10 protein-coding genes and 1 pseudogene are annotated in these 13,158 nt (G+C 37.5%); 8 read left to right on the top strand and 3 right to left on the bottom strand.

The genetic code is table 11. From position 1 onward, the window contains the following. Nucleotides 1-40: 40 nt before the first annotated feature. Nucleotides 41-826 carry an N-acetylglucosaminidase gene (locus HMPREF3177_RS03615; protein WP_070457137.1) on the top strand — a complete coding sequence of 262 codons (786 nt, stop codon included), beginning with the start codon at nt 41-43 and terminating at the stop codon, nt 824-826. Nucleotides 827-835: 9 nt separating this feature from the next. Here the strand turns inward: HMPREF3177_RS03615 and fdhD are convergent, their stop codons facing one another. Beyond that, nucleotides 836-1,636 carry a formate dehydrogenase accessory sulfurtransferase FdhD gene (fdhD, locus tag HMPREF3177_RS03610; RefSeq protein WP_070457136.1) on the bottom strand — a complete coding sequence of 267 codons (801 nt, stop codon included), beginning with the start codon at nt 1,634-1,636 and terminating at the stop codon, nt 836-838. 100 nt (nt 1,637-1,736) lie between these two features. On the opposite strand from fdhD, the pseudogene HMPREF3177_RS03605 reads away from it, so the two are divergent. From HMPREF3177_RS03605 to HMPREF3177_RS03590, 4 genes and pseudogenes are all read left to right on the top strand, one after another. Further along, a pseudogene (locus HMPREF3177_RS03605) lies at nt 1,737-2,978 on the top strand (OFA family MFS transporter). Nucleotides 2,979-3,072: 94 nt separating this feature from the next. After that, nucleotides 3,073-5,430, top strand: a complete 2,358-nt coding sequence (locus HMPREF3177_RS03600; RefSeq protein WP_070457135.1) for an FdhF/YdeP family oxidoreductase — start codon at nt 3,073-3,075, stop codon at nt 5,428-5,430. A gap of 125 nt (nt 5,431-5,555) precedes the next feature. After that, nucleotides 5,556-6,710, top strand: a complete 1,155-nt coding sequence (locus tag HMPREF3177_RS03595; RefSeq protein WP_070457134.1) for a hypothetical protein — start codon at nt 5,556-5,558, stop codon at nt 6,708-6,710. A gap of 10 nt (nt 6,711-6,720) precedes the next feature. Beyond that, a complete protein-coding gene (locus HMPREF3177_RS03590) occupies nt 6,721-7,947 on the top strand; it encodes a metal-dependent hydrolase family protein (RefSeq protein WP_070457133.1) in 1,227 nt (408 codons plus the stop codon). A gap of 38 nt (nt 7,948-7,985) precedes the next feature. Here the strand turns inward: HMPREF3177_RS03590 and HMPREF3177_RS03585 are convergent, their stop codons facing one another. Next, the gene (locus HMPREF3177_RS03585) at nt 7,986-9,653 is read right to left on the bottom strand and encodes a Na/Pi cotransporter family protein (RefSeq protein ID WP_070457132.1); all 1,668 of its coding nucleotides are present in this window, start codon (nt 9,651-9,653) and stop codon (nt 7,986-7,988) included. Between the two features lie 144 nt (nt 9,654-9,797). Here HMPREF3177_RS03585 and HMPREF3177_RS03580 point away from each other — a divergent pair, with 144 nt between their 5' ends. Continuing rightward, nucleotides 9,798-10,640 (top strand): DUF368 domain-containing protein, encoded by an 843-nt coding sequence (locus tag HMPREF3177_RS03580; RefSeq protein ID WP_068129185.1) that lies wholly within the window; start codon nt 9,798-9,800, stop codon nt 10,638-10,640. Here the strand turns inward: HMPREF3177_RS03580 and HMPREF3177_RS03575 are convergent. Then, the gene (locus HMPREF3177_RS03575) at nt 10,637-10,888 is read right to left on the bottom strand and encodes a hypothetical protein (protein ID WP_040929601.1); all 252 of its coding nucleotides are present in this window, start codon (nt 10,886-10,888) and stop codon (nt 10,637-10,639) included. The two genes, HMPREF3177_RS03580 and HMPREF3177_RS03575, sit on opposite strands and share 4 nt — an antisense overlap. Nucleotides 10,889-10,951: 63 nt before the next feature. On the opposite strand from HMPREF3177_RS03575, the gene HMPREF3177_RS03570 reads away from it, so the two are divergent. Beyond that, nucleotides 10,952-12,184 (top strand): lipid II:glycine glycyltransferase FemX, encoded by a 1,233-nt coding sequence (locus HMPREF3177_RS03570; RefSeq protein ID WP_070457131.1) that lies wholly within the window; start codon nt 10,952-10,954, stop codon nt 12,182-12,184. A gap of 40 nt (nt 12,185-12,224) precedes the next feature. Next, nucleotides 12,225-13,148 carry a hypothetical protein gene (locus HMPREF3177_RS03565; protein WP_070457130.1) on the top strand — a complete coding sequence of 308 codons (924 nt, stop codon included), beginning with the start codon at nt 12,225-12,227 and terminating at the stop codon, nt 13,146-13,148. Nucleotides 13,149-13,158: the final 10 nt, after the last annotated feature.

The following is a 13,158-nucleotide window of genomic DNA, read 5'->3' as shown; positions in this document are numbered from 1 at the left end:
CCTATAAGTGCTATAGTCATATTTTAATTAAAGGAGAGTTATGAATAAATCCATTCAAAGCCACGCGATGGTCATTATGATGTTAATCGTTATCGTGACATTTATAATCGCATTTATCGTTTCGATGAGTTACTTAGTGGAATCGGAGGACGAGCCTTTGTATACATTTGAAGAAGCGTTACAACTACAATTAAATAATGGAACAGAAGATTTAAAATTTGATTCGGGCTACCTTGTACCTGCGACAGATGAAGATATTAAAAATGCTATGGACCCTAAACACCAAGGCGTATTTCAGTTTGTACAACTAGATAATCAGTCAAAAATCTCTGTTGAAGATGCTAATGAATTGTTAAAAGACTCAGGTGTTTTAAAAGATACTGGTGAATTTTTTGTTCAGGCAGAAAAAGAATATAATGTGAATGCATTATATTTAATAGCACATGCAAAAATAGAAACTGGTAACGGAAAGTCAGAGCTCGCAAAAGGAATTAAAGTTGATGGAACGACGTACTATAATTACTTTGGAATCGGAGCATTTGATATCGGGGCGATAAAAACAGGAAGCAGTTATGCCAAAAAAGCAAATTGGGATTCAAAAGAGAACGCAATTCTCGGTGGTGCGAAATTTATTAAAGAGCATTATTTTGATAATAATCAAGTAACGCTCTACGATATGAGATGGAATCCAAACTCGCCAGGAACGCATTTATATGCGACGGATATAAAATGGCCAGATTCTATTGCTAGAGTGTTAGAATCACATTACGAAGCAGTACAATTAAAGCCGGATTTTATAGAGAAAGACATATATAAAGAGGAGTAACGCTATGCGTTACTCCTCTTTTGCTCCGATAACTCTATTCGAATGGCTATAAATATTGAATCCACCACGTCTAATAAAACCGACTGCCGTTATATTTAAATCTTCAGCAAGGCGAAGTGCCAAGTCTGTTGGTGCAGATTTAGATAATACGATACCGACCCCAATTTTAGACACTTTCGTTAATACTTCAGAAGACATTCTTCCACTAAAAATAATCACTTTGTCGTGAACGGTAATACCGTTTTTTAAACAATAGCCATATAGTTTATCGAGTGCGTTATGTCGACCGATATCTCCACGTTGTACGATGATTCCGTCAGGTGAAGCAATACTCGCGTTATGAATACCGCCAGTTTCTTTAAAGACGTCAGACGTATTTTGCATCGTCTCCATAAGGTCAACAATCTGCTCTGGTGTCACTTTCGTTTTAGACATCGATACTTTTGACATCTCCATATCACTTTGGAAATAAAACTGTCGACTTTTACCACAACATGACCCGAGGACGCGTTTTGTAAAGCTGAACACATCAATCGGAATTTCTCGAGTTGTTTCAATGTGACAAAAACCACCACGGTCATCGATGTTCATCGTTTTAATATCGTTAAATGAACGAATTACTCCTTCAGAAGCTAAAAAACCGATGACTAATTCTTCGAGATGGTCTGGTGTACAAACGAGTGTTGCAAACTCTGTGTCATTGATGTAAATCGTTAATGGAAACTCTGTAGCGACCTTGTCAGTTAACGTTTCGAATGCATTATTTTTATATTTTATAATCGTTTCATTTGAAATGATATTCAATTTAATTAACCCCTAAAAAATATATTGTAAACCCTTACTTACAGTTATATAATTCTAATTATACTTGATTGACAACTTTGTGAAAAGGAAGTAAGGGGGAAACACAATGTCAACAACGAAAAATCGCTGGCTCATAGCACTGGCCGGTGTAGCTTTACATATTTCTATCGGGTCTGTTTATGCGTGGAGTGTATTTACTCAACCATTATAAGACAAAATTGGTTGGACGTTAAGTGAAGTATCGCTAATTTTTAGTATCGCGATATTTTTCTTAGGAACATCTGCAGCATTTATGGGTCACTTTGTTGAAGCGAGAGGACCAAGAGCATCAGGTTTAATCTCAACGATATTCTTCGCATCTGGTTTAATCGTTTCTGGGTTTGCCGTACAGATTGAAAGTCTTTGGTTACTATATCTTGGTTACGGTGTCCTCGGTGGTATTGGACTCGGTATCGGGTACATTACACCAGTTTCAACTTTAGTTAAATGGTTCCCAGATCGCCGTGGAATGGCGACAGGTCTTGCAATTATGGGATTCGGATTTGCAGCGATGATCGCAAGTCCAGTAATGGGGTACTTAATCGATTCAGTTGGAATCGCAAACACGTTTTACATAATGGGTGCGACATACTTCGTAATTATGCTTTCAGCGAGTCTCTATATCGAAAGACCCCCTGAAGGTTACCACCCATCAGGTGTTCCATTAGAAGAACAACCAGAGCAAAAGAAAGACTATGTTCAACTTGTTGCGAACGAAGCGATTAAAACACGTCGATTCTATTTCTTATGGTTAATGTTATTCATAAATATTACGTGTGGAATCGCGATATTAGCAGTTGCAAGTTCAATGGGACAAGAAGTTGCAGGTTTATCTGTAAAGAGTGCGGCACTGATGGTAGGAATTATGGGAGTATTTAACGGTGCAGGACGCTTAGTTTGGGCAAGTATCTCAGACTATATCGGTCGACCAAATGTGTATACTGTATACTTCATCATTCAAATCGTCGTATTTGCGTTACTACCGTTTACAACAAACGGCGTACTATTCATGATTATGTTATTCATCATGATTTCTTGTTACGGTGGAGGATTCTCAGCAATTCCAGCGTATATTGCTGACTTATTCGGTACTAAACAACTCGGTGCAATCCACGGATATATTTTAACAGCGTGGGCACTTGCAGGTTTAGTTGGACCGTTTATCGTTGCAAAAGTTTACGAAGCAACACAAAGTTACGACATGACATTATACATTTTCGTTGCGATGTTTGTCGTTGCGTTAATCATTTCGATTCTCATCCGCTCAGATATTGCTAAAATTAAAAGAGAATCAGAGTTAAACAACTAAACAAGCGAATCAGTTTAGACGAATTAAATCATTCATCATTCCTACCCTATATTGTGTATAATATAGGGTAGAAATATTTTGAGGGGGAAATATAATGGGCAAAACATTACATCCAGGTCCAATTAATAAGACAAAACGCTGGGACCCCAAATTATGGGTAAGTCCAATTCCATTTGGATTAACTAAAGTTAAACCACATCATATGAGAGATACAGCAAAAATCGTATGGAAAAATAGAGATAACTTAAACTACGCCAAAAACATCATTTTAAAAGGTGTATGTGACGGGTGTGCATTAGGTGTGTCTGGTCTTCAAGACCAAACGTTAAACGGTCCACATATGTGTACGACACGTTTTAACGTATTACGTTTAAATACTGCACCACCAATTGACCCAGAGTTTTTACACCAAGATATCGATGAGTTACGCAAATACTCAAGTCGTGAGCTCCGTGAAAAAGGAAGAATTCCTTATCCGATGATCCGCCGTAAAGGCGAGCGTCGTTTTACACGTATTTCTTGGGATGAGGCAATGGAACAAATTTCAGATAAAATGCGTGAATTAGATCCGAAACAATACGCGTTTTACTTAACGAGTCGTGGGATTACAAACGAATCGTACTATGTAGCAGCTAAAATAGCGCGTTTCTTAGGTACAAACCATATCGACAACGCCTCACGTATTTGTCACTCACCATCTAAATCAGCGCTAATGCGCTCAATTGGTGTTGGTGCCTCAACTTGTAACTATCAAGACTGGCTAGGTACAGATGTACTAGTATTCTGGGGATCTGTTGCATCTAACGCATCACCAGTATCAACGAAGTACATGATGGAAGCAAAAAAACGTGGTACGAAAATTATCGTAATTAACCCGTACCGTGAACCAGCACTCGAAAACTACTGGGTACCATCAGTTGCTGAATCTGCATTATTCGGAACGAAAATTGCAGATGAATTCTACGAAGTAAATATCGGTGGAGATATTGCTTTAATGCACGGTATCATGAAGCATTGGTTTGATATGGAGGAAGCACGTGAAGGTGCTGCAATTAACCATGAATTTATTAAAGACCATGTAAATAACTACGAAGACTTAGTAGAAAACGTGAAATCTCAAGACTGGGATGAAATTGTTAAGTCTTCAGGTGTTTCTAAGAGCGATATTATCGAACTTTCTGAAACACTTGCGCACGCAAAAACAGGTGTTATGGTCTGGGCGCTCGGTTTAACGATGCACTCACACGCAACAGATAACATCTCACAAGTTGCGAACATCGCGTTATTACGTGGATGGTTAGGTAAAAAACATTGCGGATTAATGCCACTACGTGGACACTCAAGTGTACAAGGTTCAGGAGAAATGGGTGCAGATCCATTCTCACTTCCTGGTGGAGGATTTGACGATAAAAACGTCGAAAGAATCGAGAAGTTATGGGGCTTTGACTTACCAAACTGGCCTGGAGATACAGTCGGTGTAACGATTGAAAACGCAATGTTAGACGAAGACAACGAAAGAAAACTAAAACTATACTATATGTCAGGTGGTAACTTCTTAGAGACGATGCCAAACCCTGACTTTGTAGAACAAGCTTTAGCTAACTTAGATATTCGTGTGCACCAAGATATTATTTTAAATACGTCTACACTCGTCGATGCAAAAGAAGCAGTCATCGTATTACCAGCGAAAACTCGTTACGAGCAAGACGGCGGTGGTTTATCGACATCTACAGAGCGTATGGTTTACTTCTCCCCTGAAATTGAAGGAAACCGTAATAGAATCGAAGAAGCACGTAGTGAGTGGCAGATCTATGTCGATCTCGCTAAACGTGTGAAACCTGAAGATAGTCATTTAATCGACTTTAAATCAGGACAAGAGATTCGTAACGAAATCGCAAAAGGTAACCCTGCATATGACGGAGTACAGTACTTAACTAAAGCAGGAGACGTTTACCAATATGGTGGTGCTTGGTTATGTGAAGGTGGCATATGTCCAACTCCAGACGGCCGTGCGAACTTAATTACGATGGAGATTCCAAAGAGTAATGAAAAAGCTGGAGAGTATAAACTCTTAATGCGCCGTGGTGCACAGTTTAACTCAATGGTTTACGGTGACTTAGATAACTTTAACCACATGGGTCGTCACGATGTACTGATTAACCCACAAGACGCTAAGCGTCAAGCGATTGAAGACGGAGAAGCAATCGTACTTTACAATGAAAATGGAGTATTCCAAGGACATGCGAGATATGCAGATATCCGTGAAGGTAACGTAGGTACGTTATTCCCAGAAGGAAACTTCTTAGCACAAATCGGTGTATACGAGAGCTTCGTTGAAATGCCGGATTATAACGCAAACGTTAAAGTAGAAAAAGCAGACTTCTTCAATGCAAATAAAGACAGACAATATTTAGAAAAACCAGTACCGGATTTAGAAGATAATCCGAACTAATTTACAAATACCTGAGGTTTTACACCTCAGGTATATTTTTATATATTGAATATTCAGAAAATTCATTTACTTTTAAGTTTGGATGGTCCATAATCAAATCATTAATTAATTTTGAGGTGAGTAAAATGACTTTTGATCCAATTGTAGCAACAGTTTTAATTCTTTTAATTCTCACCATTGGCGAATTGATTTCGATTGTGACTCATGCGAGAGTGCCAATGCTGATGACAGCGATGATTTTATATTTACTACTCATATGGTCAGGATTGTTCCCAGAAAATATGACAGAGCAAACGTTAATACCATCACTCGGTATGGTATTAATACCGGCACTTATCGTACATATGGGAACACTAATGAGTTATGATATTTTAAAGAAACAATGGCGTGCAGTCGTCATTGCATTATTTGGATTAGTAGGTGCTGTAGTGCTCGTACTTACTATCGGAACACTTGCGTTTGATTTTTCAGTAGCAGCGAGTGGTATCGGTCCTATTTCTGGAGGAGTAATTGCACTACTCATTACGACAGAGCGTCTACAAGAACTTGGGTTAACGAGCTTAATCGTCGTTCCTGTCATGATTGCTGCATTCCAAACACCAGTTGGTATGCCAATCACGACTTATTTTATGAGAAAGTACAGTCGTTACTTCTTAAAACATAAAACAGATGCGGAAAAGCAACAAGATTTAGAAAATAAGGAACGTTATGAGCATGCAAGGTTTAATATTTTAAAAAATAATCTTGTTTTACTCACAATCATTTTCGGATTTGGTGCAGTGGCAACAGTGCTGGCTAAATATACTCCGATTCACTATACGTTATATTCGTTACTATTCGGTATTATTTTAGTGAATCTTCGTATTTTACCAAAAGCAGCATTAGAAAAAGCGAACTCATTCTCATTTTTAATGGCAGCGTTAATGATCGTCATTATTAATACGATGGGAGGTATTACACCAAAAGACGTCGTCAATCACTTCCCGGCAGTCGTCGTTATTTTAGCAGTCGGTGTCATCGGCCTCTTATTCGGTGGATTCATCGGTTCAAAACTCGTCGGATGGCATCATACGAAAGGGATACCAGTCGCTTTAACAGCATTACTTGGTTTCCCAGCGGACTACATTCTTTGTGAAGAAGTATCGAGAAGTGAAGCGAGTAATGACAGAGATGAAGAAGCATTATTCGATGAACTCGTATCGCCGATGTTAATCGGTGGATTTGTGACAGTAACTATCGCATCAGCAGTAATCGCAAGCTTTGTGATGGGATTAATTTAGGGGGATTAGAATGAGTAAATTATTAGTTAAAAATGTAAATCTTATCAATGGCTCGGACGAAGACGTATTAGAAAATACAAGTGTCCTAGTTGAAGATGGTAAGTTTGTAGAAGTGAATCCAAAATCAGTCGATGATTCTGTCGAAGTACTAGATGGTGAAGGAAGATATTTAGTACCAGGCTTTATTGATTCACACGTCCATCTCGTGACAGAATTTCAGCCACTTGCTGAAAAACTTGCACAACCATTTTCTTATAACTTTTTTAAATCGATTGAATACGCGCGAAATACAATTAACGCAGGGATTACAACAGTACGTGATGCGTATGGTGCAGATTTAGGATTTAAAAAAGCGGTTGAAGACGAACTCGTCGTCGGTCCGAGAATGGTAATTTCGGTATCTGCATTATCTATTACTGGCGGTCACGGTGATTCAACGAACTATTCTGGTATTGATGTACCACTTATTACACCACATCCAGGACTACCATCGAATATCGCAGATGGCGTTGAAGAAGTACGTAAAAAAACACGTGAAATATTACGTGCAGGCGCAGACGTTATTAAAGTTATGGCTACAGGTGGTGTTTCTACGCCGACAGATCATCCGAGATTTACACAATATTCTCAAGAAGAACTGAATGTCATCGTCGAAGAAGCACGCTATAGAAATGGCGTTAAAGTCATGGCACATGCTCAAGGTGAAGAAGGTATTCAGCAATGTTTAGATGCGGGTATCCACTCAATTGAGCACGGGATTTATTTAACGGATAAAATTATTGATCAAATGAAAGAGCAAGGGACATTTTTAGTACCAACATTACTCGCACCAGTGTCTGTGATTGAATTTGCTGAAGAACTTGGGGTGAGCGAAGTCGGATTAAAGAAATCAAAAGAAGTGTTAGATGCACATGTTGAGAGTTTTAAGAAGGCGCATAAAAGTGGTGTGAAAATCGCAATGGGTACAGATGCAGGTGTGTTTAAACACGGGACGAACTTAAGAGAGTTAGAACTAATGGTCGAGCATGGAATGACACCGATGGAAGCAATTATCGCGTCTACAAAGACAGCTGCAGAATGCTTAGAACTCGATAACGTCGGTCAAATTGCACCTGGATTTTTAGCAGACTTCGTATTATTAAAAGAGAACCCACTAGAAAATATCGGAAGTCTAAAAGACAATGACAACATACTCGTCGTTGCGAAAGAAGGAAAAGTTTTAAAAGATATACGATAAAAAATAATCCGAAGTACGATCTGTACTTCGGATTTTAATTAGTCATAAATTGTAAATTCTTCTGGTAACTCATGTCTTGTTGAGTAAAGGATTGTTTCTGAGATGTTTCTAGAGTTATAACCGATACGCTCAAGTAATGCGATCAGTTCAGCATAGACAGCACCAGATTCAGGTGAGCACGTACCATCGTTAAGGCGTGACACGTGGTCTTGACGTAATTTATGTTCGATTTTATTCGATTGATTACTTAGTTGAATGATTCTTTCAAGTCCTGAAGGATTGTAAATATCTATAGAATCCACCGTCATATCAAGTGAACGTTTGACGTGTTTCATCATTGTCTCAAGACCTTCGAAAGCAGCATCTGAGATTTTGATGCGATCTTCTTCTTTTATTTTATACTCGTTAGCAAAGTCTTCGATGAATTTAGCTGTATTCGTGTAAATACGTGTAACTTCAAGTAGTGCAGCGATATTTTCACTATCGATATTACGCTGGTTTTGAAGTTCAAGTATATCCATTAAGTACTTTCGGATACTCTCTTGTACATTATCTACGAGTTGAACTTTTTCGATAATTTTTCGATATCGTTTATCGGTCGGGTTTTCAACGTATTTAAACAAATCTTTAAACGTATCAGAAATAATTAACCCTAGGTTTTTCACTTCACTCTGTGCACTTTGTGTTGCAAGTTGAGGTGATTGTCTAAGTAAAATAGGGTCTAAGAAATTTGGTTTATAATCTTCTACGAGATCTTTACCAGGTACAATTTTAGTTACAATCCAAGCAAGTACACCGATGAATGGTAATTGAATTAACGTGTTAATTACGTTGTATGAACCGTGTGCAAATGCGATTGTCATTGGCTTATTTAAGTTTAATGCAGACTGTAAGAAATCTACATACATGACGAATAAAGGCATTAATATCATAAAGATAATCGCACCGATAACGTTAAAGATAACGTGTACGGCAGCCGCACGTTTAGCTGCGAGAGATCCAACAAGTGCTGCAAGTATTGCTGTAATTGTCGTACCAATATTATCTCCTAGTAATATTGGTAGAGCAGCATTTAAGTCAACGAGGTCATTTAAATAAAAGTTTTGTAAAATCGCGATCGTCGCACTCGAACTTTGTACGATGACTGTTAATATAACCCCTACACCTAGACCTAAGAAGCTGTTATCACTCATTTCTAACATTAAGTTACGAAATGCCTCTAAGTCTGCGAGAGGTTTCACACCCTCTCCCATGAGTTCAAGTCCGAAGAATAACGCACCGAAACCAAATAATATACGTCCAAGATTATTAATTGATGTTTTGTTAAAGAAAAATAGTAGAAAGCTTCCGACAGCAAGTACTGGTAGTGCGTACTCACCAATATCTAAACCGATAATAAACGCTGTGACGGTCGTACCGATGTTTGCACCCATTATGACACCAATTGCTTGTTTTAATGTCATAAAGCCTGCAGATACGAGACCGATTGTAATTACAGTCGTCCCCGAACTACTCTGTATGAGTATCGTAACGAGCATCCCTGCTAAAATTCCACGTATTGGTGTTGCTGTCATACGGTTTAATATTTCACGTAAACGGTCACCAGCAGCTGCTTGTAAACCGTCTCCCATTGATTTTATCCCATATAAAAATATCCCGAGTCCCCCGAGGAACGAGAAGATAATTTGCATTGGAGTAGCATCCATAATTAATCCTCCGATAAGTCATTAAGATTTATAGCCCTTAAATTATGTATATAAGTATTATAATACCATTTTTCATTGTAAAATAATAAAATTTTATGAACATATGGTAAAATATATTATCAATAAAAAGCAAGAGGTTAAATTATGAGATGGAGTAACGTTATTCGAGGGTTCTTTATGGGTATTACAGAAATGTTGCCAGGTATTAGTAGTGGTACGTTAATGTTATTACTCGGAATATATGATCAAACACTCGTAGCAATAAACGAATTATTTACAAAACGATATAAGAAGTCATTAATGTTTTTAATCCCACTTTTCATTGGGATGGGAATTGCGATCGTGACGATGTCATCACTGATAAACTACATGTTAAATACGCACCCTATAATTACCCACTTTTTCTTTTTAGGACTAGTAATTGGTGTCATACCAATGATGTTTAAATTAGGTAATTATAAAGTGGAGTTTAAAACAGTACATTATTCTATTATCGTAGTAGTGACAGCATTACTATTTTTAATGGATTATTTTGTATTAGAAAAGTCAGATGTAACGTCAGTTGAAATGAGCACGACGATGTTAATGTGGCTGTTTATATGTGGTTTTTTAGGAGCGAGTGCTTTAATATTACCTGGGTTATCTGGGTCAGTGATACTACTTATGCTCGGTGCGTATCCGATACTCATGTATTCGATATCTGAATTTTTATCATTTAACTTTACAGTAACACCGGTATTAGTAGCTGTTGGGCTCGGTATTATCGCGGGAGTATTACTAACGAGCCGAGTGCTACATTATTTACTACGCGTTTATCCGTATTTAATGTACGCACTTATAATCGGATTGTTAGCTGGCTCAGTCTTCCCGATATTTAATGGTCTCCCGAGTCGTCCAACAGAGTGGGTAATTTCACTTATAGCGTTTGTACTTGGGTTATTTATCAGCTACTATATGTCGATAAAAAACAACTCAGACACTATTTAAGTAAAGTAAATTAAAAGAATTCGATAAAAGTGAGTCAGTGCGAGTACAATGTTAATTACAGCAAGTATATTCGTCAGTTTTTTACTGCCGAGGAGTATATAAATAACACTTAACGCGCCGGAAACGACGAGTAAAATAATTCGGATACTTAACCAGTCGATTAATTCATCAGCTGAGTAGTTTGCGTATATATCGAATGCACTCCATGCATTAAATAATATAAAAATTAAAAGTAGTAATTGTTTCATAATTTCATCACCTTCATTAGAAATTATAGCAAAATTTTTAAACGAATGATTGGAGCACATATTATGTATAAAAAATTAAATGTGAACGAAAACGACTATAACACGTTTATTGAGACACATAAAAATGGCGACTTACTTCAGTTAACCGATTGGGCGGAATCTAAAAAGTTAACAGGTTGGTACTATAAGCGTATCGCTATTGGAAACGATGAAAAAATTGTAGGTGCAGCGACGTTACAATTTAAAAAAATTCCAAAAACAAAGTTTACGCTCTGCTACATATCGAGGGGATTTGTCGTCGATTATACCGATGAAGCGGCTGTAAAGACGTTATTATCCGAAACGATAGACGTCGCATTAAAAGAAAATAGTTACGTCATTAAAATCGATCCAGACATTCCTGAAGATGAAAAGGATACATTAAAACTCTTAAAGTCCCTCGGATTTAGACACCACGGATTTTTAGATGGTATGAGTAAAGACGCGATTCAACCACGTCAAACGATGGTGACAGACGTTTCGGTCGACGACAAAGCACTACTTCAAAGTTTCGATAGAAATAACCGTACGAGAGTCCGACGTGCGTTACGCATGGGGACAGTGGTAAAACGTGCATCTCGTGAAGATTTAAAAACGTTTCACGAACTGATGAAAATCACCGGCGAACGAGACGGCTTTTTAACACGCGACATTACGTATTTTGAATCGATGTACGATGCACTCCACGACAACGGGCATATGGAACTGTTTTTAGTCGAACTAAATCCTAAAAACGTAAAAGAAAATATTGAAAAAGACATTTTAAAAGTTAATAAAGATATTAAAAAAGCGGATAAAATCGCCGACGAGACGAAAAAACAAAACCAGTTAGATAATTTAAACAACCGTTTAAGCAAATTAAATACGCAACTTGAAGAAATAAAAGAGATTAAATCGACAGAAGTATTATCTGGTGCATTATACGCGCAATGTGGTGAAAAATCATATTACTTATACGGCGCGTCATCTAACGATTACCGTGACTTTTTACCGAACCATCATATGCAGTTTCATATGATGCAATATGCAAGAGCACACGGCGCAAAAAGTTATGACTTTGGAGGGACGAGTGTTTCACCGCCAGAAGACTCAGAGTATTTTGGGCTATGGCAATTTAAAAGTCAGTGGGGGACAGAAGTATCTAATAAGATCGGTGAATTTGATTACGTATTAAACCGACCATTGTATCACTTACTCAATACAGCCGTACCGCTGTATCAAAAATCTAAAATGTTTTTAAATAAAATTAGAAAATAAGGGTATATTAAATACAAGTATTCTTAAAGGGGGATCAACTGTGTTTGAATATCAACGTTTATATTGGAATCATTTACGCGGCGAACACCTTAAAGTCGTGTTAAACATCGTACTTTACGTCATTTTCTCAAGTATCGTTTCAATAATTGGAATTGGATTAGGATTCGCTGTAATCGGGGGTACTATATTTAGCTGGACAAGTGCACAAAGTGGGCCAGGAGCACTCGGTATTATAGGAATCCTATTAGCGGTACTATATATAATTGCATTTATAGTATTTGTCTTATTACTACTCGGATACGGATATTACAATTACTTCTTCTTAGCATATGAAGAAAAAGATTCGAAATTTAATCATGGATTATTCGCTTTTAAAAAAGGACGTTACTTAAAGTCATTAGGACTTGTCATCATCATTTCGATTATTGCTTTTGCAGCGAACTTTGCACTTATTTTTGTTGGTGCGCCATTAAATTTAATGGTCGATCCGAACACTTTAACTAATGGAGATTATTCAATAAACTTTACACCAGCAATCATCGTTTTCGCTATCATCGGAGACATTATCTCGATGCTTGTGTCATTTCTCATTGAAGGTATAACACTCAGCATGTGGTTTAGACATTTAGAAGCACCGATGTCAACGCTTGGCGATAAAGTTGCGACTGGAATTAACGTCGTATTTAAAAACTTTAAGCAGTTTTTAAAACTAGTGTTTTCAGTTTTCTTAATCGGCCTGCTACTAACGATTGTCATCGGTGTAATAATCATTAGTGGTGTGGCAATTGGCATGGCACTAAATAATGATATCGCGATGTTCTTTATAGTACCGATTATCATCATAGTTTCGATCGTTATCGGCTTGCTTGGTACTTATCTCATTTACGGAAGTTATGTCACGTTTTATAAAGAAAACCGCGCAAGATTAAACTTAGACGATGAAATTGAATATATTGAAGCATAAAAATAAGCCG

The organism is Nosocomiicoccus sp. HMSC09A07, assembly GCF_001808485.1.
GTDB lineage: Bacteria > Bacillota > Bacilli > Staphylococcales > Salinicoccaceae > Nosocomiicoccus > Nosocomiicoccus ampullae_A.
The sequence above is the reverse complement of the archived record's forward strand: the minus strand, read 5'-3'. Positions and strand labels throughout refer to the sequence as shown.

Coding starts and splice junctions, on each gene's coding strand:
- HMPREF3177_RS03570 (WP_070457131.1), top strand. CDS start 10,952: ATGTATAAAAAATTAAATGTGAACGAAAACGACTATAACACGTTTATT.
- HMPREF3177_RS03585 (WP_070457132.1), bottom strand. CDS start 9,653: ATGGATGCTACTCCAATGCAAATTATCTTCTCGTTCCTCGGGGGACTC.
- HMPREF3177_RS03615 (WP_070457137.1), top strand. CDS start 41: ATGAATAAATCCATTCAAAGCCACGCGATGGTCATTATGATGTTAATC.
- HMPREF3177_RS03590 (WP_070457133.1), top strand. CDS start 6,721: ATGAGTAAATTATTAGTTAAAAATGTAAATCTTATCAATGGCTCGGAC.
- HMPREF3177_RS03595 (WP_070457134.1), top strand. CDS start 5,556: ATGACTTTTGATCCAATTGTAGCAACAGTTTTAATTCTTTTAATTCTC.
- HMPREF3177_RS03600 (WP_070457135.1), top strand. CDS start 3,073: ATGGGCAAAACATTACATCCAGGTCCAATTAATAAGACAAAACGCTGG.
- HMPREF3177_RS03575 (WP_040929601.1), bottom strand. CDS start 10,888: ATGAAACAATTACTACTTTTAATTTTTATATTATTTAATGCATGGAGT.
- HMPREF3177_RS03580 (WP_068129185.1), top strand. CDS start 9,798: ATGAGATGGAGTAACGTTATTCGAGGGTTCTTTATGGGTATTACAGAA.